14 protein-coding genes and 5 pseudogenes are annotated in these 21,488 nt (G+C 62.7%); 8 read left to right on the forward strand and 11 right to left on the reverse strand.

The window, feature by feature from the left end; translation table 11 throughout:
• Positions 1–88 precede the first annotated feature (88 nt).
• The 9 genes from ABVK50_RS02365 to ABVK50_RS02405 form a co-directional block, all read right to left on the reverse strand.
• Positions 89–1,978, reverse strand: coding sequence for an ABC transporter substrate-binding protein (locus ABVK50_RS02365; RefSeq protein ID WP_353642967.1), 1,890 nt, complete (start codon positions 1,976–1,978; stop codon positions 89–91).
• 202 nt (positions 1,979–2,180) lie between these two features.
• Positions 2,181–3,689 (reverse strand): alpha-N-arabinofuranosidase, encoded by a 1,509-nt coding sequence (locus tag ABVK50_RS02370; protein ID WP_353642966.1) that lies wholly within the window; start codon positions 3,687–3,689, stop codon positions 2,181–2,183.
• A gap of 130 nt (positions 3,690–3,819) precedes the next feature.
• On the reverse strand, positions 3,820–4,797 hold the full coding sequence (locus ABVK50_RS02375; RefSeq protein WP_353642965.1) for a helix-turn-helix domain-containing protein: 978 nt from the start codon (positions 4,795–4,797) through the stop codon (positions 3,820–3,822).
• Positions 4,798–4,873: 76 nt separating this feature from the next.
• Positions 4,874–5,377 carry a sarcosine oxidase subunit gamma family protein gene (locus ABVK50_RS02380; protein WP_353642964.1) on the reverse strand — a complete coding sequence of 168 codons (504 nt, stop codon included), beginning with the start codon at positions 5,375–5,377 and terminating at the stop codon, positions 4,874–4,876.
• Entirely contained in the window at positions 5,370–8,324 is a 2,955-nt protein-coding gene (locus ABVK50_RS02385) for a sarcosine oxidase subunit alpha family protein (RefSeq protein WP_353642963.1), read from the reverse strand. Before ABVK50_RS02385 ends, ABVK50_RS02380 begins: the two co-directional genes overlap by 8 nt.
• Positions 8,321–8,587 carry a sarcosine oxidase subunit delta gene (locus ABVK50_RS02390; protein ID WP_353642962.1) on the reverse strand — a complete coding sequence of 89 codons (267 nt, stop codon included), beginning with the start codon at positions 8,585–8,587 and terminating at the stop codon, positions 8,321–8,323. The genes ABVK50_RS02385 and ABVK50_RS02390 overlap by 4 nt, the downstream gene beginning before the upstream one ends.
• Positions 8,588–8,596: 9 nt before the next feature.
• Entirely contained in the window at positions 8,597–9,853 is a 1,257-nt protein-coding gene (locus ABVK50_RS02395) for a sarcosine oxidase subunit beta family protein (protein WP_353642961.1), read from the reverse strand.
• Positions 9,854–9,861: 8 nt separating this feature from the next.
• On the reverse strand, positions 9,862–11,010 hold the full coding sequence (locus ABVK50_RS02400) for a Xaa-Pro peptidase family protein (protein ID WP_353642960.1): 1,149 nt from the start codon (positions 11,008–11,010) through the stop codon (positions 9,862–9,864).
• Positions 11,011–11,079: 69 nt separating this feature from the next.
• A complete protein-coding gene (locus ABVK50_RS02405) occupies positions 11,080–12,261 on the reverse strand; it encodes a M24 family metallopeptidase (RefSeq protein ID WP_353642959.1) in 1,182 nt (393 codons plus the stop codon).
• Between the two features lie 221 nt (positions 12,262–12,482).
• Here ABVK50_RS02405 and ehuB point away from each other — a divergent pair, with 221 nt between their 5' ends.
• Genes ehuB through ABVK50_RS02430 form a run of 5 tightly spaced genes read left to right on the forward strand, consistent with a single transcriptional unit; the run spans position 12,483 to position 16,261 of the window.
• A complete protein-coding gene (ehuB, locus tag ABVK50_RS02410) occupies positions 12,483–13,349 on the forward strand; it encodes an ectoine/hydroxyectoine ABC transporter substrate-binding protein EhuB (RefSeq protein WP_353642958.1) in 867 nt (288 codons plus the stop codon).
• A gap of 53 nt (positions 13,350–13,402) precedes the next feature.
• The gene (gene ehuC, locus ABVK50_RS02415) at positions 13,403–14,131 is read left to right on the forward strand and encodes an ectoine/hydroxyectoine ABC transporter permease subunit EhuC (protein ID WP_353642957.1); all 729 of its coding nucleotides are present in this window, start codon (positions 13,403–13,405) and stop codon (positions 14,129–14,131) included.
• Positions 14,128–14,787, forward strand: coding sequence for an ectoine/hydroxyectoine ABC transporter permease subunit EhuD (gene ehuD, locus ABVK50_RS02420; protein ID WP_353642956.1), 660 nt, complete (start codon positions 14,128–14,130; stop codon positions 14,785–14,787). Before ehuC ends, ehuD begins: the two co-directional genes overlap by 4 nt.
• Positions 14,784–15,563 carry an ectoine/hydroxyectoine ABC transporter ATP-binding protein EhuA gene (gene ehuA, locus ABVK50_RS02425; RefSeq protein ID WP_353642955.1) on the forward strand — a complete coding sequence of 260 codons (780 nt, stop codon included), beginning with the start codon at positions 14,784–14,786 and terminating at the stop codon, positions 15,561–15,563. Before ehuD ends, ehuA begins: the two co-directional genes overlap by 4 nt.
• Positions 15,560–16,261 carry a GntR family transcriptional regulator gene (locus ABVK50_RS02430; protein WP_353642954.1) on the forward strand — a complete coding sequence of 234 codons (702 nt, stop codon included), beginning with the start codon at positions 15,560–15,562 and terminating at the stop codon, positions 16,259–16,261. Before ehuA ends, ABVK50_RS02430 begins: the two co-directional genes overlap by 4 nt.
• A gap of 414 nt (positions 16,262–16,675) precedes the next feature.
• Here ABVK50_RS02430 and ABVK50_RS02435 read toward each other — a convergent pair.
• Positions 16,676–16,847: pseudogene (locus ABVK50_RS02435) on the reverse strand (IS3 family transposase); the annotation flags it as partial.
• Between the two features lie 26 nt (positions 16,848–16,873).
• On the opposite strand from ABVK50_RS02435, the pseudogene ABVK50_RS02440 reads away from it, so the two are divergent.
• Positions 16,874–17,315, forward strand: a pseudogene (locus tag ABVK50_RS02440) (transposase); the annotation flags it as partial.
• Between the two features lie 13 nt (positions 17,316–17,328).
• Here ABVK50_RS02440 and ABVK50_RS02445 read toward each other — a convergent pair.
• Positions 17,329–17,791: pseudogene (locus ABVK50_RS02445) on the reverse strand (transposase); the annotation flags it as partial.
• Between the two features lie 157 nt (positions 17,792–17,948).
• Here ABVK50_RS02445 and ABVK50_RS02450 point away from each other — a divergent pair.
• Together ABVK50_RS02450 and ABVK50_RS02455 are read left to right on the forward strand one after the other, a co-directional pair.
• Positions 17,949–18,289: pseudogene (locus tag ABVK50_RS02450) on the forward strand (integrase core domain-containing protein); the annotation flags it as partial.
• A 1,799-nt stretch (positions 18,290–20,088) separates the two neighbouring features.
• Positions 20,089–21,479: pseudogene (locus ABVK50_RS02455) on the forward strand (selenium-binding family protein).
• The last annotated feature ends 9 nt before the right edge of the window (positions 21,480–21,488 follow it).

Raw genomic sequence — 21,488 nt, forward strand, 5'->3', positions numbered from 1 at the left:
GCTTCGACCGTGCCGCGGCTTGCATCATTTCATTTTACACCTGTTCGGGAGCGAGGCGGGGGAGTGCCGCCTCGCTCCCTGTCCGCCGCTACTGGGCCTTGGCGGGCTTCAGCCTGACGAACATGTATTTGGTGTTCGCCCAGTTCGACACCGGGTTGGTGTAGGGATCATCGGCGCTCGGATATCCCGTCCAATAGGTCGTATCCATCATCGTGAACACATTGTACGACATCAGCGGGATGATCGGCATCTCCCTGACCGCGAGCTTGATATATTCCTGACCGAGCTCCTGTACCTTCGGATCGTCGAAGTCGATCGTGCGGATCTCCTCGATGATCTTGTCGAGTTCCGGATGCGTCCAGCGCTGGCGGTTGCGCGGCGGCTGGCGCTCGCCCCTCGGCTTCAGGAATTCCGAGTGCCAGCTGTCGAGGAAGAAGGACAGGTCGGGGTGGCCGCCCCAGGTCTCCACGCTCCAGGCGATCGCGGCCTCGAAGTCGCCGGATTCGACGCGCGGGAAGAAGTCCGACGGGTAGGCCTGCGTCTTGGCGTCGATGCCGAACTGGCGCCATTGCTGCACGATCATCGTGCCGGCGCGGGTCATGACCGGCCGCTGGTCGCCTTCGACCAGAAGCGTGATCGAGAAGGGCGTGCCGTCCGGCTTCAGCCATTGATCGCCCTGCTTGGTGAAGCCGGCGCGTTCCAGAAGCTCAGTAGCGGCCTCCGGGTTGGGCTTCCACCAGCCGCGGCCGATGGCCTTCGCGATCTCCTTGGGATCGGTCGGGATCTGCTCGCCCATCGACGGCCTCAGCATATCGGCGATCTGCTGGCCGACCGTCGGGTCGTAAGGCTTGTATTTCTGCTTGCCCGTGTCGATCTCGAAATCCGTAAGCCACTGCTCGAGCGGATCGAAATAATACTCGCCGTAGAGGCCCGTCGGCGGAACACCGATCGCAGAGATCGTAGCCGCGCCGCGGTAGGAGGCCATCGACACCGCCTTGATGTCGATCAGCAGCGCCAGCGCCCAGCGCACGTCGGCGTTCTGGAACGGCTCGACCTGATGGTTGAACATGACCGCCGGCAGCGTCGGATCGGGATGGGCGTAGGGGAAGCCCTTGAACCAGCCCTGCGAAGTCGGCGACTGCTTGATCAGTGTGAACACACCCTCGGGCGACGTGTCGTGGATGATGTCGAGCTGGTGATTGAGCTGCAGGATGACGCGCTTGTCCGGCGGGCCCGGGTCGATATAGGCGGCATATTTCGGGCCCGGCTCGCCATGGCGGGCAAGCGACGTGCGCTGCCAATCCTCGCGCTTCTCCCAGATGTACCATTTGCCGTTCGGATCGAAACTGTGAAGCTTGTAGGGACCGATCGTGACTGGCGGGTTGAAGTCGAACTTGGTCGGGTCTTCCACCTTTTCAAACACATGCTTCGGCATAATCCAGGCCGCGTTCCAGCGCACCGTGAACGTGGCGTGGAAGCGCGAGTTGGGCCGCTTGAGCTTGAAGACCACGGTGTGCTTGTCCGGCGCCGTGACGGTGTCGACGCTCGCCAGGAAAACCGGCCCCCAGATCATGCTGGGATTCTTCATCTGCGTCTGGACCGTGAAGACTACATCGTCTGCAGTGAACTCCACGCCGTCGCTCCAATGGATGCCGTCTCGGAGCTTGACCGTCATCTCGGTGAAATCGGCGTTGTATTGCGGCTTATCGGCGGCGAGCGAATTGTCCCACACGCCGTCGATGCCGGCATCCGGATCGATGTACCAGAGCGTATCCATGCCGAGCTGCTGCAGCCCGTTGGAGTTGCCGCCGCGCGCCACCATCCAGATGTTGAACCAGGGCGGGTTGGTGATCGTGCCCTGCGGATTCTCGATGATGATGGTCTCTTCGCGCGGCAGGTTCGAAATACCTTGAGCAAGAGCGGATTGTGCAATCAACCACGCGCTCGCGAAGAACGCCAAGACTCGCATGATGCGCATCGTCATTCCTCCCTGTGCCAATCGCACCGGTGATGCGATGGCTTATTGTCGTTGGGGTAGGAAGCTAACCCGGCGATAAAATCTGGTCAATAGAACCTGATACATATCGCAATATCTGATACAAAATCGATTTGCGACCCCGGATTGTTGCTCCTGCCGGCCATGCGGGAGCGCCGAAAACACTCCGCATGGCAAAGGGAAATCACACCGACAGCCGGATGAGATTGTAGGAACGCGGCTTGAGGCGGCTCAAAAGGCGGCCTTCCTCGACCACCGAGCCGTTCTGCAATCGCGGCTTCACGACGTCCGGTGCGTCGGCGCTGTTCACCGCCTTCAGGTCCGGATGATGTATGAGGATGTGCTCTATCAGCCGAGCCGATGCAAAGCCGGCAAGGTCGACTGTGAGTTCGGTTTCCTCGTCCGGGTGTTTGTTGACGACAAATAGCGCGACTGTGCCGCCCGCCTGGTCATGCACCGCCGCGACATCGATATACGGCACGTCGTCGGCCGCCTTGGCGTCGTAACGCAGCGCGTCGACCGCGACGGCCAGGCTTTCGCCGCGCCCATGCCGTGAGGCGAGCAGGTAGGGATAGTAGATCGTATGCCGGAAGGCGCGCCCGCCGCGCTCGGTGGTGATCGGGGCGATGGCGTTGACGAGTTGCGCGATGCAGGCGATCCGGACGCGGTCGGCGCGGCGGATGAAGGTGTTGAGGATGCAGCCGACGACGAGCACGTCCTCGAAATTATAGACCTCCTCGAGCAGCGCCGGCGCCGCCGGCCAGTCCCAATTTTTGAAATTGTCGTTGTCTTGGCGGCGGCAGTGATACCAGACGTTCCACTCGTCGAAGGAGATATGGATGTCCTTCTTCGACCTCTTCTTGGCCTTCACATAGTCGATCACGCCGCTCACGGTCTGGATGTATCGGTCGAGAATCGCCGGCTTGGCGAGGAAATTGAGGTAATCGTCCTCGTAATTCTCGAAATACATGTGCAGCGACAGGTAATCGACATTGTCGTAGCACTCGTCGAGGACATCAGCCTCCCATTGCGGATAGGTCGGCATGAACGAGTGCGAGCTGCCGCAGGCGACGAGCTGCAACGTCGGGTCGAACGCCTTCATCGCCTTCGCTGTCTCGTTGGCGATGCGACCGTATTCGTAGGCGGTCTTGTGCCCGACCTGCCACGGCCCGTCCATCTCGTTGCCGAGGCACCACAGGCGCACGTCATATGGTTCGCGCCGGCCGTTCTTGATGCGCAGGTCACTCCAGCGGCTGCCGCCCGGGTGGTTGCAGTATTCGAGCAGTCCGCGCGCTTCGTCCAGACCGCGCGAGCCGAGATTGACGGCAAGCATCAGCTCCGTGCCCGCCGCCTCGCACCACGCCGCGAACTCGTCGATGCCGACCTCGTTGGTCTCCTTCGTCCGCCAGGCATAGTCGAGCGTAACCGGGCGGCTCTCCTTCGGCCCGATCCCGTCCTCCCAATTATAGGCTGAGACGAAATTGCCGCCGGGATAGCGCGTGACCGGGACGTTCAGCTCGCGCACCATCTCGATCACGTCATGGCGGAACCCGTGTTCGTCGGCGGACGGATGGCCGGGTTCGTAGATGCCGGTGTAGATCGCCCGCCCGAGATGCTCCAGAAACGCGCCGTAGACGCGGTCGTCGATCCGGCCGATGCGAAAATCCTTGTGGACGACAGCTTTCGCCTTCATCGCGTTCCCCTGACTGTATCAAATATTCGGATATGTACCCGCAATATCTGATCCTGAACAGGGTGGGTAAGTCAACCCGTCTCAACCGGGTGCGCAGACAAGCGTGGATCGAGCAGCCGGCGCCGTTCGGTCAACTCGCGGGGGCGTTGGCGCGTTCGGAGTCCCGCCGAATATGCAGGCGCAGGATGATATCCTGATCGTGATTGCCGAAACCCTTGCCGAAGATGTTCACGCCCCCCGGATGCTCGGCGTGCTCGTCGATGCCGACCCGCAAGCGTATCGAATGGTGCTCGGCAAGATGAAGCTGGTCGAGCGTCACATCCGAGGTCTTCTCGCCGTCGAGATAGCTCCCATCGGCCGTGATCTTCCATGTCTTCAGGTGACCATATTGCGAACCTTCGAGCTTCCACCAGCGCGGCGTGTAGATGCCGCGCTTGTCGCCGAAGTCGCCGGGCGAGGTCCAGGTGCCGACCAGCACGTCGTTCACCCAGACGCTGACGTCGGAAGGCCAGTTGGCGTTCGTGCCGGGCACTTCGGACGACAGTTCCATGCTGAACTCGAGCGCCTCGATCTCGGCCTGCAGGATTTTTGCGTTATTCGGAAACTTGTATTCGACATGGCCGCGTTCGAACCAGATCAGCCCCGCCTTCATCCGGTCCGGGTCGAGAAAGAAGTCGGGCACGTCGAGGAGACCGATAACGGCCTCGCTCGAGCACAGGCCGCAGGGCGGCGATACGCTGCAATTGGTGTAGAGGCCGAGCGGCATCGAGAGTTCGATCACATTCGACCTGGTCTTGAGATCGTAGTCGTCGAAGCGCAGCACGATCTCATCGAAGCGCGCCGCGCAGATCTTTTGCTGGCCCTTGGTCGCCTTCACCGTTTCCGTGCGGATGAGGTCGCAGCTTTCCAGCACCTGGACGTTCGTCGCGACCGTCGACTGCGGTAGTGACAGCGCGTCGCTGATCTCGTTGACGTTGAGCGGTCCGCGCGAATGGAGAAGCTTGAGAATATTTATGCGCACAGGGGACGAAAGCCCCTTCAGAACCTCCAGTCCATCCGTGGCGTTGATCGTCAGGAAGTTGCGGTTGTTCTTGAGCGGAAGGTCCATGGCGCATCCAAAGCGCATTGCAGCGCAACTGTATCAGAATTTCGGATGCATACCAGAATCTTCCAATCCTTCAAGCTCAACTCTCCCCGGCGCTGTCGCCGAGCCAGTCCGCGATGCTTCGGGAAAAGCTTCGCGGGACGAGGAGCTCACATTCGGCTTCGCCCGTACGGAGGAAAAGAACCGGAACGCCATGGAGCGATGTCTGGATCGCTCTGCCGGGTGCGGCGGCCGGCGACTGCCAGTCGACGGCTATACATTTGGCAAGAACGTCGGGCAGGCTAGGACCAGACAGCCGAAGCCGTGTGCGACCTTCGCCTAGGTCGACCACCGAACCAAGATCCGGATCCACTGCAACGGGTTCCCCGCCGGGAGCGTCATAGAGCAGCCAGAATCGGCGCGGAGCGACCTTGATCGCCCGCAGGTTTTGATGGCGGACCGTTTCGCCGACCGTACCCGGGAGTGCTATCCCCAACGTCCCCGACAGAACAGCTTCGAGTTGTTGCGATCTGCCGTCCCACGCCTCGAACTGGACGATCGAGGAGTCCGCAACCGACAGAATAAAAGCAGGGACTTCAGTCACGGAGACGCATTCCTTCCGGATCGAGGAACGCGGGCGAGACGATGCGCGCCCGCACCAGTTCACTCTTCATGGGATAGGCAGCAAGCACCTCGGTTCCTTCGACCGCGGCACTCCCCGCCAATAGCCCCAGGCCCACATACTTTCCCAAGGTAGGACTGTAGGTCACCGAGGTAACCCGGCCGTGGCCGTGGCCGGCTACCGTTTCCCCCGGCTTGAACAGGATTGCGCCGCCGCGCAGGCGCTTGCCGTCCTCGATGCATTCCAGCCCGACCAGACGCTGACGGTCGGCGGCCTCGAATGCGGGACGTCGGCGCATCACGGCGCCGACAAAGCCGGTGCGCTTTCCGGCCATTCTACCCAGCCCGAGATCGTCGAGCGTGGTCCGCCCGTCGATTTCAGGGCCGGCGACGTGGCCCTTTTCGACGCGCAGCGCGCCCAGCGCTTCGACGCCGTAAGGCTTGACGCCGAACGGCTCTCCCACATCAAGCAGGCGGGTCCATAGCTGTTCGCCGGCGCTCGCGCCGACATAGATCTCGTAGGCGCGCTCGCCGGAATAGGAGAGACGGAGAATCCGCAGCGGCTTTCCTTCCCAGCCGCCCTCCAGCAGGCCCATATGCGGCAGCGCGTCCTTCGACACATCGAGGCCGGGAAAGGCGGCCGCGAGAATTTCGCGGCTCTTCGGACCGGCAACCGACATGGCCGCCCACTCATCGCTGACGGAGGTGACCGAGACGCGCAGATCCGGCCAGGCGGTGTCGAGCAGGAATTCGAGCCTGGACAGGACGTCGGCCGCCTTGGCGGTCGACGTGGTCATGAAGAACCGGTGTTCCGATAGCCGCGTCGTGGTGCCGTCGTCGTGGACGATGCCGTCGTCGCGCAGCATCACGCCATAGCGCGCGCGGCCGACCGGCAGCTTCGCGAAGCCATTGGCGTAGACGCGGTCGAGGAAAACCGCCGCGTCCGGACCCTGAACGTCGATCTTGCCGAGCGTCGAGATGTCCATCAGCCCCGCCGCTTCGCGCACCATCCCCATTTCGGCGACATAGGCTTCGTTCACGTCCCGGCCGGAATTGCGGTAGAACCAGGGCCGCATCCACAGCCCGACCTCCAGCATCTCCGCGCTGTTGGCCTTGTGCCAATCATGCATCGGCGTGCGGCGGAACGGCTTGAAATGATGGCCGACCGCGCGACCGGCCAGCGCGCCAATGGCGACCGGCGTGAAGGGCGGGCGGAAGGTTGTGGCGCCGGTCTCGGCAATCGTTGCGCCGCGCAGCAAGGCCATCGCGGCAAGCCCCGGGAAATTGCTGGTCTTGCCCTGATCGGTTCCCATGCCGAGCGTGGTGTAGCGTTTCAGGTGTTCGACGGATTCGTATCCCTCGCGATGGGCGAGGGCGATGTCGCCGCTGGTCACGTCCATCTGGAAATCGACGAAGGCCTTGCCGCGTCGAGGAGGGAGGACATCGCGGAACGGCGTGGAAACCATATCGCGAAGGTCGAGCCTCGCGGGCGAGCGCGTCGGCCCGGACCTGCCGCAGAAGGATGCAGCTTCGATGCCGGCGCGGTGGCCGACCTCGACCGCCGCCGCCGTGGAGTACTGCCCCGCAATCGCGCCCGCCACGAATTGGCCAGCCGGCAGCGCGCCCGGAATGAAGCCGTCGATGTCGTCGCTGTAGGCGGGCTTGGCGCCGAGATGCGAGGTCAGGTGCGTCGTAGGCGACCACCCGCCAGACATGCAGACAAGGTCGCATGGGACATCGGTTTGCATTTTCGGCTCGGCCAGCCTGACCGCCTTGACCCGATGGGCGCCACGAATGCCGGCTATGTGCGTGCCGGTTCGCACCGTCACGCCGAGCCGCGCAGCCTCGGCGAGAAGGTATGCTGGGGGCGCCTCGCGCAAATCCGCTGCTGTCACCTCCGCACCCGCTACGGCAAGGTCGAACGCCGTGCGCCAGGCGCTGTCGTTGGCGGTTGCCACGACCACGCGTTTCCCGGTCAGGACGGCGAAGCGGTTGAGGAAGGCGCGGGCGGCGGAGGCGAGCATGACGCCCGGACGGTCGTTGTCGGGGAACACCAGGGGCCGCTCGATTGCGCCGGTGGCAAAGATGATCGACCGTGCGCGCAGCATGGTGAAGACCTGACGCGGTTCGCCGGATTCGGCCGCACCGGGGTCGCCGCACCGCTGAACGAGGCCGAGAACGCCGCCGTCATAGACGCCGAAGGCGGTGGTGCGCTCCATCAAAGAGACCATGTCGAACGCGCGCAACTCGGTCTCGACAGTCCTCAGCCATGAGGCCGCGCCGCCGTCGGGCCGCTCCGAAAGCAGCTGACCGCCGTACAAGAAATCCTGCTCGATAAGTGCGACACGCGCGCCGGCGTGCGCGGCCGCGCGGGCCGCCGACAGGCCCGCCGGGCCTCCGCCGATGACGGCTACGTCGCAGAAGGCGCGGCGGACCTCATAGCGGTTGGGATCGGGATCAAGGCCAGCGCGGCCGAGGCCTGCGGCCCTGCGGATGAGATGCTCGTAGAACATCCAGGCGCGCCGCGTCGGGCCCATGAAGGTCTTGTAGTAGAAGCCAGCCGTAAGGAACGGCGAAAACAGTCCGTTGACGCTCTGGATGTCGAAGGCGAGAGACGGCCAGCGATTCTGGCTCTCGGCGGTCATGCCGTCGGCCAGTTCCAGCATGGTGGCAGGCAGGTTGGGTTCGCGTCGGCCGCCGCTTCCGAGCGTGACCAGCGCATTCGGCTCCTCGGGGCCGGCCGAGAGAATGCCGCGCGGCCGGTGGTATTTGAAGCTACGGCCAACCACGGCGACATCGTTCGCAAGCAGCGCCGACGCAAGCGTGTCGCCGCTGAAGCCGTGCAGCATTTTCCCGTCGAAGCTGAACTGGACGGGCCGCGAACGATCGATACGGCCGCCGACCGGGAGGCGCTTGGCTGGAAGGTTCATGCGGGCGATTTCCTGGCGAAACTTACGGAAGCGATGGCGTGGCTCCGCGTATCGCGCTCGACCACCAGCCATTGTCTGCAGCCCATTACATGTTGCCAGAATTCGCGGTGCAGGCCCGCCGGGTTCTTCCGCACATAGACGTAGCGGTACCAGGCTTCCGGGTCGGGATCGTCATGGACCGGTCGAATCACTGACGCGTCGCCGCCATAGCGGAACTCGTCGTGATCGCGCGGGCCGCAGCAAGGGCATTCGATGCGCAGCATGGTTTGTCTCTATTGCAGCCAGGCGGACGGGCCGGCGCCGGCCTCATCCAGCGTGTGGCCGGTGCGGAAGCGGTCGAGTCCGTAGGCGGCGATCAGCGGATGCGGCTCTCCGGTCGCGAGCGTGTGCGCAAAACACCAGCCGGAGGCAGGCGTCGCCTTGAAGCCGCCGTAGCACCAGCCGCCGTTCAGGTAGAGGCCTTCAACCGGGGTAGGGCAGATGATCGGGCTGGCGTCGGGCGTCATATCCATGACGCCGCCCCAATGGCGCAACAGTCGGACGCGCGAGATGCAGGGCATCAGCGCAATCGCGGCCTCCGCCGCCTCGCGCACGACGCCGAGATTGCCGCGCTGGGCATAGGAATTGTAGCCGTCGAGATTGCCGCCGAACACCAGTCCTCCCTTGTCGGATTGGCTGACGTAGAAATGGTCGGCGCCGTAGGCGACGACATGGTCGACCAGCGGCTTCAGCGGTTCGGTGACGAAGGCCTGCAGCACATGGCTCTCGATCGGCAGTTCCAGGCCGGCTTTCGCACCGAGCACGGAAGTGTGGCCGGCGACCGCTAGCCCGACCTTGCCGGCGCCGATCCGGCCCGTCGTGGTCTCGACGCCAACGATTTTCTCGCCGTCGCGGACGAAGCCGGTCACCTCGCAATTCTGGATAATGTCGACCCCGTGGGCGTCAGCCGCGCGGGCATAGCCCCAGGCGACGGCGTCGTGGCGCGCGGTGCCGGCACGGCCCTGGAATATCGCGCCGTGGATGGGAAAGCGCGCCGTGTCGGAAAAGTCGAGATAGGGCGTTAGCCGGCGAACGTCGTCGCGGTCGAGAATGTCGGCGTCGATGCCGTTCAGCCGCATGATATTGGCGCGGTGGCTGAAGCTGTCGAGCTGGTCGGCCGAGTGCGCGGTCACCAACTGGCCGCGCTGCGAGAACATCACATTGAAATTGAGCGCCTGGGACATGCCTTCCCAGAGTTTCATCGAGAATTCGTAGAACTGGGTGTTGCCGTCGAGCAGGTAGTTGGAGCGGATGACGGTGGTGTTGCGGCCGACATTGCCGCCGCCGACATAGCCCTTCTCCAGCACGGCCACGTTGCGTATGCCGTGGTTCTCGGCGAGGTGGAAAGCGGTGGCGAGGCCATGCCCGCCGCCGCCGATTACAACAACATCATAAGCAGGCTTCGGCTCCGCCGCCCGCCAGGCGCGCTGCCAGTACCGTTGGCCGGACAGCGCGTTGCGAAGAATGGAAAAGGCTGAATAGCGCGCCATTCTGCGGCCTAGCGGATGATCGGGCCGACAGGCGTGCGGGTCAGCACTTCGGCCCCCGTGTCGGTCAAGAGCACGCAATTCGAAATGAAATCGTCGCCGCGGCCCGTGCCCATCAGCCATGACAGTATATGGAAGCTCATGCCGGTCTCGATCTCGAGATCGGAATCGTGCCGCAATCCGGTGACCGAATTGCCACCGGTCCAGGACGGCGGCTGGCCGATGCCGACGAGATAGCCGCAATGGTGGCGGCGGTAGTGCGAAAGGCCGGCTTCGTCGACCACGCCTTGCCAGGCTGCGTAGACCTCGCGCGCCCTGACGCCCGGCCGCAGCGCCTTCACCACGGCGTCGAAGGCCTTGGCGGTCAAATCGGCGATGGCCGCGTCTTCGTCGCTGATGTAGCCGATGCGGACGAGCCGACCGAGCGGCGCGTGGTACCTCGAGAGGCAGCCGGACAGTTCGACGAAGACCGGCTCGCCCTTGCGGTAAATCCCGTCGCCCCAAGTCGTGTGTTCCTCGCCGAGCCGCGCGGCCGGGCGGATGAACGGGCCGAAGCCCGGCGCATGGCCGCCTGCGCGAACCATCGCAGCCACGCATTGGGCGGCGACCTCCTGCTCGGATGCGCCGTCGGAAATGGCCTCAATCGCGGCTCCCGCAGCCGCATCCGTCACCTTCGCGGCGCGGCGCATCAGTGTCTGCTCCTCGGCGCTCTTCACCAGCCGCATGCGGTCGACAAGTCCGGAAACGTCGCTCCACTCGGCTTCGGCCTGTGCCTGCAGTTTGACGGCAAGGCCGTGGCTGAGCCCGGAAGTCCAGTATTCCAGGCCGATGCGCTTGCCCGTCAGGCCCAGTTCGGCGATCACGCGCGCGGCGAGGTCGGCCGCCGTTTCGCTGTCGGAGTGCCCGCGAAACTCAGCCGCCTTCACTTGTTTTTCGATCGTTACCTTCTCCATCGAGCGGGTGATCAGGACGGGCTTCTTATCGACAGGGACGATCAGCAGATGCGGGGCGAAATAACCCCAGTGGTCGAGACCGGTGAGATAGAAGACGCTTTCGGGCGAGGCGAAGACGGCGGCGTCGAGCCTGCGCCGCGCCAGCTCCGTCCGGACTCTCGAGAGGCGGCCGTGGATCTCGGCCTCGGAAAAGGGATTGCGGTCCATAAGACTTCTCGTACTTGTTGCCGATGTCGAAGTTTTTTCGCAGGTGGTGTGACCGTCTTGGCCGGGCGGTCAGTCGATCACGATGAGTTCGCGCGCCACGTCGCACAGGCGTTCGCCGCCTCGTTCCGTGACGACGAAGGATTCGGAAATGGCGACGCCGAAATCGTTGAGCCAGACGCCGGCCATGAAATGGAAGCACATGCCGGGCTGCAGCTCGGACTTGTCGCCTGGCCTCAGGCTCGCGGTGCGTTCGCCCCAGTCCGGCGGATAGGCGAGCCCCACCGGATAGCCGACGCGGCTCTCCTTCTTCAACCCGTTCCTTCGCAGAACGGCCTGCCATGCAGCCTCGACCTGCTCGCACGTGTTGCCCGGCCGCGCCAGTTCAAGGCCGGCATCGACGCCTTCCACGATGGTCTTGGCCATGTCGGTGAGCCGGGACGGCGGGTTGCCGAAATGGACCGTCCTCGTCAGAGCGGCGTGATAGCGACGCCGCACGCCGGCGATTTCCAGTATGGCGAGGCCGCTGTCCGGCAGCGGCTCGTCCGACCAGGTCAAATGCGGCGTGCTCGTGCCTTCGCCGACCGGCATCAGCGGGCAGATAGCGGCGTAGTCGCCGCCGGCGCCAGGCAAGCCCATGATCTGGGCGTGGTAGATCTCGGCGACGACGTGGTTCTGCGGCACGCCGGGCCGCATCTTGCCGATGGCGCGGTTCATGGCATGGCTGCAGATAACGCCGGCCTCGCGGATCAGAGCCAGCTCGGCGTCGGATTTGATCAGCCGCGCCCAGTTCACCAAATCATGGTTGTTGGCGAAGCGTGCCTCGGGCAGCCCCCGAACGAGATGGGCATGGCAGCGTGCGGTGTAATAGTGCGCGTCCATCTCCACGCCGATGTGTGCTTTACCCCAGCCGCGCGTCCGGATCAGGTCGGCCAATTCGTCATAGGGATGCTCGACCGGCTGCTGCACCAGACGCTCCGAGAAGGGGACGATGTTGCGCTCGGGCAGACCGGTGGTCATGCGCGCGCTTTTCGCGTCCTGCGCCCGGCCGAACCAGATAGGCCGATCCTCTTCGAGATGCACCAGAACGCATTGCGGGACATAGAACGACCATCCGTCATAACCGGTGAGCCAGCACATGTTGGCGGGATCCTGGCAGACGATGAGGTCGAAGCCGGCCTCGACCATGCGCGCCTTCACGTCGGCGAGGCGCCGCGCATATTCCGCTTCCGTGAACCTTCCGAAGCCCCCCAAGACCACCCTCCGCGCATGTCGCCTCTGCCGGGCGCGCGATCGCCGCCGCGCCAGTAGAAACGCCTAAAATGTGCACAACATCACGGCCAAATGCCGTAAACACAGGATCAATACAAGGCGTATTGCGATCTGTCCAGAGAAGTTGTATACGTCTTGTCGCTCGGTGACGATGCGGAAGAAGGTCGGGCCGGGTGGCATCAAATCATCAAAAAGGGGAACGCATGTTCAAGTCACCGATATCCCGCCGCACGGTCGTCAAAGCGGCTGCCGTTCTCGCGCTCGCCGCAACCTCGCTGGCTTCGCTGCCGGCTCAGGCCCAATCAACACTCGAACGCGCCAAGGCGGACGGCTATATCCGCGTCGGCTTCGCCAACGAGGCGCCGTTCGGCTTCGCGACCCCTGACGGCAAGCTGACCGGCGAGGCGCCCGAAGTTGCCAAGGCCGTGCTCGCCAAAATGGGTATTGAGCAGGTCGACGGCGTGCTGACCGAATTCGGCTCGCTCATCCCGGGCCTCAAGGCCGGCCGCTTCGACATCATCGCCGCCGGCATGTTCATCAATCCGAAGCGCTGCGCAGAGATCAATTTTTCCGAGCCGTCCTATGGCATCGGCCAGGCAATGCTGGTCAAGGAGGGCAATCCCAAGGAAATCAAGGATTACTCCTCATTCAAGGATAACCCCGACCTGAAGCTCGCCGTGATGGCGGGTGCAGTCGAGGGTGGTTATGCGAAGGACGCAGGCGTTGCCCAGGAACAGCTCGTGGTGCTTCCCGACCAGTCCAGCCTCGTTGCGGCGGTCCAGTCCGGCCGCGCCGACGGCGCGGCTCTGACCGCGCTTTCCATCGCCGACATGGCCAAGAAGGCCGACGGCGTCGAATCGACCACGCCGTTCGGCGAAGTGGCCGGAAAATCGGTGAAGGGTCATGGCGGCTTCGGCTTCCGCAAGGAAGACACCGATCTCCTGGAGGCCTTCAACACCGAACTCAAGACGTTTCTCGGCTCGCCGGAGCATATTGCGCTGGTCGAGCCTCTGGGTTTCGGCAAGGACTACCTGCCGAACAAGACGACCGCGGAGCTTTGCGCGGAATAGTTCCCAACCGCTGGGCGGCGCGAAAGCGCCGCCCTTTTTCTTCGGAGGGGCGGATGGGGATCAAGACACTCGTAGCCATGCTGGCGGCTTCGCTGGCGGTCATCGGCCTGCTGGCCACACAGGAAGAGTACAGTCTGTTCCTGCCCGGGCTGCTTCAAGGCGCGGTGCTGACGGTTGAGATAGCCATCCTCGGCTGCCTGCTCGCTATCGTCATGGGCGTGATCGCGGCGATCGCACGCATGTACGGCCCGGCGCCGCTGCGCTGGCTGGCGACAATTTATGTAGAGATCTTCCGCGGCACGTCGGCACTCGTCCAGCTGTTCTGGCTGTTTTTCGTCCTGCCGCAATTCGGCGTCACGATGGATGCATTCGTGGTCGCCGTGCTGGCGCTCGGCCTGAACGTCGGCGCCTATGGATCGGAGGTCGTGCGCGGCGCGATCCTGGCGGTGGCGCGCGGCCAATGGGAGGCGGGTACGGCCCTCAACATGACGCGCCCGCAGATGCTGCGCAGGATCATCCTGCCGCAGGCCTTCGTCGCGATGATACCGCCCTGGGGCAATCTTTTCATCGAACTTCTGAAATCGACGGCGCTGGTCTCGCTCATCACGCTTTCCGATCTCGCCTTCAAGGCGCAGCAGATGAACCAGAACACGTTCAAGACCATTCCCATTTTCACGCTTGTCATACTGATGTATCTCGTCATGTCGCTCGTGCTGACCATCGGCATGCGGCTCCTGGAGCGGCGGGCATCGCTGGGCCTGGCCCGGGGGAGGGCGGCATGATCTGGGATTGGACCTTCGCCTTCGAAATCATGCCGGTGCTCGCCGGCGCGGCGGTCGTCACCATCCAGGCGACGCTGCTCGGCTTCGCCATTGCCGCGTTGCTCGGCCTGGTGCTGGCGGTGGTGCGCATCGCTGTGCCTTGGACAGGCTGGACGATTTCCGTGCTCGTCGAGCTGATCCGCTCGACGCCGCTGCTCATCCAGATATTCTTCCTGTATTTCGTATTCCCGAAATTCGGGGTCGTGCTCGACGCCTTCACCGCCGGCGTGCTCGCCATCGGCATCCACTACGCCGCTTATTGCTCTGAGGTCTACCGCGCCGGCTTCGACAACATCCCTCGCGGCCAGTGGGAAGCCTCGATCGCGCTCAACCTGTCGTCGTGGACGACTTTCCGCGACATCATCATCCCCCAGGCCATTCCGCCGATCGTGCCGGCGCTCGGCAATTATCTGGTCGCGCTGTTCAAGGAGACGCCGCTGCTATCGGCGATCGCGGTGCTCGAATTGATGCAGACCGCCAAGATCATCGGCTCCGAGACGTTCCGCTACACCGAACCGATCACGCTGGTCGGTCTGTTCTTCCTCGTCATGAGCCTGGTCTCGTCCGCGCTCATCCGTATTCTCGAAGGCGTGCTCAAATGGAGGATCGCAACATGAGCGAACAACCGATGGTCCGCTTCGAGAACGTCTCGAAGCGCTACGGCGCCCTGACCGTCCTCGACGGGCTCGACCTCGACATCCAGCGCGGCGAGAAGGTTTCCATCATCGGGCCCTCGGGCTCGGGCAAGACCACGGTCCTGCGCATGCTGATGACGCTGGAGACCATCAATGACGGCGTGATCTGGGTCGAGGGCGAGCCGCTGACGCATATGCGGAAGAACGGAAAGCTCGTGCCCGCCGACCTAGCGCATATCCGCAAGATCCGCGCCAAGATCGGCATGGTGTTCCAGTCGTTCAACCTGTTTCCGCATATGACGGCGATCGCCAACTGCATCGAGGCGCCGATGACGGTTCTCGGCATGAAGCGGGCCGAGGCGGAGGCACGCGCAGCCGACCTGCTCGAAATGGTGGGGCTGGGGCAGAAGAAGGACCACTATCCCTCACAACTCTCCGGTGGTCAGCAGCAGCGCGTGGCGATTGCCCGCGCGCTTGCCATGCGGCCCAAGATCATGCTGTTCGACGAGGTGACCTCGGCGCTCGACCCAGAGCTTGTCGGTGAAGTGCTGCAGGTGATAAGGCAGATCGGCCGCGAGCACGACCTGACCATGCTGATGGTCACCCACCAGATGGGCTTCGCCAAGGAGTTTTCGGATCGGGTCTGCTTTTTCTACCAGGGCAAGATCTGCGAGCAGGGGCCACCGAACGAACTGTTCGGTGCGCCGAAGAACGAACGGACGCGGCAGTTCCTGCACGCCGTCCTGGAGGCTGGATGACGCTTGAAACGGACGCCGCAACTGGAGCGGAGGCTGCTCCCGGGCCGCGTCCGCTTTCGGCGCGGGAACGGTTCGAGCGAATCTACCGCATTTTGCGCGACCGCATTTGCCTGCTCGATTATCCGCCGGGGAGCCATCTATCCGAGGAGGAATTGGCGCAGGAGTTCCAGATCAGCCGCACTCCGGTTCGCCGTGTCCTGGCGCGCCTCGAATCGGAAGGGCTGGTGCAATCCGTCCACGGCGTCGGCACGCTCGTCACTGACGTCGATATCGAGGAATTGCAGCAGGTCTATCATCTGCGCCTGGAGTTGGCGCTGCTGATCGGCAGGCTGTCGCCGATCCCGCGTACGGCGGCCGATCTCGACCGCATCCGCGCCCTGATCCAGCGCTGTGACGACGACATCCGTAATCCGGACCAGCGCGCTTTCCTGCGGCTCAACATGGATTTCTTTTACGAACTCACTGCCATGACCGGCAACCAGCCGCTGCGCGAGATCAGCGAACGGCTCTACTTCCAGGTCGCCCGCGTCGTCCTGAAGCTGATGCCGCAGCTCGGCTTGGTGGAGGAATTCGTCGCCTTCCGCCGCGAGATGATGGAGGTTCTGGCCGCCGCGGAAATCGGCGACTTGGAATCCATCGGCCACATACGTCGCGCGCATATTTCCATGAGCTTTCACCGGATGATGCGCCAAACATGAAGAGGCGGCGCCGCTGGCTGGTCTAGCGCGCGGGCCGCTACGGATGACGTTACCGATGCGCGGCTTAGGCATCAACCGCAGAAATATCTGAGGCAGGACCTTCTGTCTCAGTAAGTCCCTGCTCTGTTTTAGGCGAGTTCTGTTTAGCCTCTGCCCTTGTGCCCCGCAATTGCTTGCGCCCTTGGGAGCGGCTGCTAGCCTTCGTAGCGCACGACATACCAATCTTCGAAGAACATCTCGATCAGTTCTCCTCCACACGGCCGCCGGCAGTTTGTTCCTCGCGACAGGGGCGACCAAAAAAAGGGCCTGGCTGAACGGGAATTTGTCGGCCAGGCCATCAACGGTTCGCTATATTAGAGCGCAGCGATATTGGCAGAAGCCTTGAAACCCGTTATTTCAAAAAGACATGGCGGGCTCGGCAAGGTTGTAGCGGGAGACGCTGATTGTGTCAGCGACGGTCTTCACAGCGAACCGGCCTTGTCGAACGAGGCGAGCCGCAACGCTGGCTTTTGGGGGCGGCGAGATCGAGCGCCTCCTCGAGGATCTCGACCTCCATGGTCTTGCGACCAAGCATGCGCTCCAGGTCCATCGTAGCCTTCCAAAGGAGCGAAGATGAGACAGAAATCCGGAACGGAGAAGCGTTCTGCAGAAGCGGTGATCAAGGATATCCGCCGGGTGACGCGCAAGCACTATGGTGCGGAGGAGAAGATCCGCATCGTGCTTGAAGGCCTGCGCGGTGACGAATCGATCGCCGCTGTGCCGGCGCGAGGGGATCGCCGAAAGCCTCTACTATAATGGGTCGAAGAAGCGGCTGGCCGGAGATACAGCGCGCGCCGCGACCAGCGACGAAGTGAAGGTGCTCCACAAGGAAGCGCAGACCTTGAAAGAGGTCGTAGCCGAACAGGCGCTGGAACTGCGGCTGCCTAAAGAATGATCGCGGATGGGGGCGACGAAGAATGAGACACCCGCCCCAGAGAAGCTCGAGATTATCCGGATCGTCGAGCAGTCACACGTGCCGGCGCGCCGCGCCTTGGAAAAGCTCGGCATTCCCCGCGGGCGATCGATCTCGGGAAATACAGCGGCAGGTAATGGGTTAGGATAGGGTGCTGGATCTCGGTCTTGGCCCCCGGCGCTCAGCGGGTCATGATAGACCTGTGTCGCCTGGATCCTGAGCATGTGCAGGATAACCTGCGCATCCTTGGGATCGTTCTTGTCCAAACTGTTGTGCAAGGCCTCGCGGGTTCGAGCCAGCGCCAGCGACGACACCAGGTGTACCTCAAAGCCTGCTTTAGCCAGGCGCCATGCGATGGGCCTGTGATAGTTCCCCGTCGCCCCGAAGGCGCACACCACGGGTCGGCCATACGCCTGCAGCATCTCGATCAGACGGTCGTGCTCTGCACGGGTGTTAAGAATCGGCAACCGGCGGCGGCGTTTATGGCCGGATGCATCTATCAGGACCTCATTGCGGACTCTGGCGACATCGATCGCTACCAGCACTGCATCGGCGGGTGTAGAATCTCGAGTGGTCATGGTCGGTCTCTCCGGAATGGGTTGTGGCATTCACATTCTAGAGAAACTCTGACCGGTCGTGGCCGCCTCGACCGGTGCGCGCTTGCAGCGAAAAGCTGCGCGCACCGCTGTCTCGGCTGCCGCCGCTCCTTCATTCCGTAGGTGCTACGGGCCATGTTACGTCGCCGGCGAACTGGCTGAATGGCTCCAGGATCGCGACATCGATCACATCCATGGCGTGCCCTGTCACCAGACCCAAGGCAAGATCGAGCGCTGGTACCAGACGCTGAAGAACCGCTCCTGCTCGAAAACTACATCCTGCCGGGCGACCTCGAAGCCCAGATCGCCGCCTTCGTCGAGCGCTACAACCATCGCCGCTACCACGAGAGCCTCGACAATCTCACTCCGGCCGACGTCTACTTCGGACGCGGCCAAACCATTCTGCTGCAACGAGAAAGGATCAAACGAAAAACCATCTACCAGCGGCGATGCTATACCGCCAACATGCCGCATAAATGAGACCGAGAGGGACCAGAGCCTCCGCTAAATCAGGCAGCCATCTGTCTCAAAATCCCTGACGACGGACAGGTCACCATAATCTGGCGTGTTGCAATGCCAACGAGGCGAACTGACAAAAAGGGGCCGGCGTCCTTGTGGGGCTCTATGAGAGAGGAGACGCCGGCCTTAGCCATGTAGAGATGTGGCAGGGAAATCTCAGCATACGGCGAGGCGATTATTTCACCTTGGCCAACCAGCTAGCACTATCCTTTCGGGGGGCGCTGGCCCCCTTGCTAGTAGCAGGCCAGACGCAGTAGCGGTAGGCGCGGCAGCGCGCGTTTGGGGTCGAATATGGGGAGCTTGAGGGCAAGCCGTTCGGAATACGTGACGGTGAGGGCGCCGCACGGCTAACGCCAGAACTTATTCAGCGCCCGCCAGGCGGCCGCGTGGCTCCCATACAAGTGGCCGACCGAGATCGGCACGGCCAAGGCGTGCGCTGCTCGCAAGCCTGCTTTGAGGTTCTGGAGGGCCAATGCAATGCGGCAATCGCTCGCCAGGCATTTCGTGCGGGGCGGCCGAGGAGGCCGGCATCCTAATCGGCGATGAGCGGCGGCCGACCTTCAACAACGTAAGCGGAAACGGTAGCCCATCGAAGCAGGGCGGATCGCCTGAAGTCGCTCAAGACCGGGATCGCTCTTGACCGTCAACAGCTGACCCACGTCGCCTTTCAACGCCTTGGCAATCTCAGCCTGGGAAAAGACCGGGTACGTGTAAACATTCGCGTAATCCCTCCCGCACAAGTTTGTTGCACCTCCTTAACTGGGCACACCGGGCGATCGGGCTGGTGGCGGCGACCAATCCAAAGAATGAGCGTCGAGAGATTTCCATTTCGACCTCAGGTGATCCGAGGAAGAAAGCATATGGCTGTGGGGCGCCGACCGCACCTTGGCCAATCGTGTGCTCATTCCTTTGGATGCATGAACCGGCAATTTGTATGATGATACATCCGTGTTCCCGTTGATTGATTCGCCCGCTACGGTTTGCCTGGCGGGCTCCCTTTGCGGGCCGATCAGCCCATGCCGGGCCACACGAAATAGCCGCGACCATGTTCGCGCCGGCCGCAAGTACCCACGCCGGGATAGAAGGCGGCCATAGCGTACGCCTGCGCTCCTTCTCGGCGAGAGCTGCCTAGAGGGTGGAGCATGAAGGGATTGGGGTCCGCGCCGAGTTTCCGCCACGACGAACGGGTATGCGTTGCGCCATCAGCCCGAAGATGAATGCAACATCACGCCAGGGCGGTCGAGCTTGGAGAACCACGACCGGGCATCTGGCGCTCTGCGCCGCCTCAAGTGCCCGGGATAGGGTAGGGCGGCGATCGAGTGCATCGGCTCGCTTGCCGGTCTCGATCTCGATGAACTCACCATAAGGGAAATCTGCTCTGCTCCCGCGAACCGTGTCATCGCGGCGTGCTGTGCCTCGATGCCGAGCCCAGAGCATTGTCCGCGGCCGGACAGTGGTCGTTCAGCGGAAGACGGACGACCAGCACTGTTGAGATCACAGAGCAGATCCGAACTGCCATCGGTGCTTGAATCGCGGTCGTCACTTTATTGAGAGATTACCTTTTCCCGAGTCGCGTGCCTGCCCGTGAGGAAAAAGGGATTGATAGCGGCGACGGCACCAACAGCTAGAATGGGGCCTTTCGCCATCAAGTGACTTGATTGGACACCGCGTCTTTCAGGTGACAAGATTGTCAACAACGCAAAATTCTGGGGACCACTGCACGCAAGATTTCACCATCGATCAAGATGAGGGTTTTCGAGATGGCAAGCTGGCAACCTGATCCGTCATTCTACCCCTCGCCGAGAATGGCGGCGAAAGCACCCAAAGAAACGTTGGCCTATGTGGCCGCCTTCGACCCGGACCGCAAAACGCCCGACGCGATAGCCGTGGTCGACGTGAACCCCGAGTCTCCTTCCTATTCTCGCATCGTCGGCCAGGTCGACATGCCGAACGCCGGCGACGAACTGCATCATTTCGGCTGGAATGCATGTTCTTCATGCCTCTGTCCCAATGCGCCGCACCCGCATATGGAACGGCGCTACCTCGTCGTTCCGGGCCTGCGCTCATCGAGGCTTCACATCATCGACACAAAACCGGACGCAAGAAATCCGAAGCTCGTCAAAGTCATCGAGCCGGAAGAGATCGCCGAAAAGACCGGGTATTCGCGTTTGCACACCACCCACTGCGGTCCCGAGGGAATTTACGTGAACGCGCTCGGAAACGCCGAAGGCAAACGGCCTGGCGGCATTTTCCTGCTCGATCCGGACAGTTTCAACGTTCTCGGCCAGTGGGAGATGGACCGGGGACCCCAGGAACTCGCCTATGATTTGGTGGCATCTCGGGCACGACACAATGGTGACGAGCGAATGGGGAACCCCGGACACATTCGAGAACGGGCTCGTTCCGGAAATCCTTGGGCAGCAAGTATGGACGCAGGTTGCACTTCTGGGACCTCCACAAGCGCAAGCACCTGCAGGAGATCGACTTCGGTGAGGAACACCAGCTCGTGTTCGAATTGCGTCCGGCACATGATCCGATCAAGGCCTATGGCTTCGTCGGCTGCGTCATCAGCCTCAAGGATCTCTCGGCTTCGATCTGGACTTGGTACCGCGACGGCGACAAATGGGCGGTGAAAAAGGTGATCGAGATCCCTGCTGAACCAGCGGATCCGGAGCTGCTGCCGCCGGTGCTGAAGGGCTTCAATGCAGTCGCTCCGCTCGTGACCGACATCGACCTGTCAATGGATGACCGCTTCCTCTACGTTTCCTGCTGGGGGACTGGCGACATGATCCAGTATGACGTGTCGGACCCGTTCAACCCGAAGGAGGCCGGCAGGGTCCGCATCGGCGGCATCGTGTCCCGGGCGAGCCATCCCAAGGCCAATAACGGCGCGCTTAACGGTGGCCCGCAAATGGTCGAAATCAGCCGGGATGGAAAACGGGTCTACTTTACCAATTCTCTCTACGGCGCCATCGACCCGCAGTTCTATCCAGAGGGCATTGACGGCTGGATGGTGAAGCTCGATGTCGGCGAGGATGGCGGGATCGAATTCGACGAGGATTTCTTCGTCGACTGGCCGAAGGGCCATCGGCCGCATCAGGTACGTCTGGAGGGAGGCGATTGCTCGTCCGATTCCTACTGCTACCCCTGATACCGGCAG

Source organism: Mesorhizobium sp. WSM2240 (assembly GCF_040438645.1).
In the GTDB taxonomy this organism is placed as follows: Bacteria; Pseudomonadota; Alphaproteobacteria; order Rhizobiales; family Rhizobiaceae; genus Allomesorhizobium.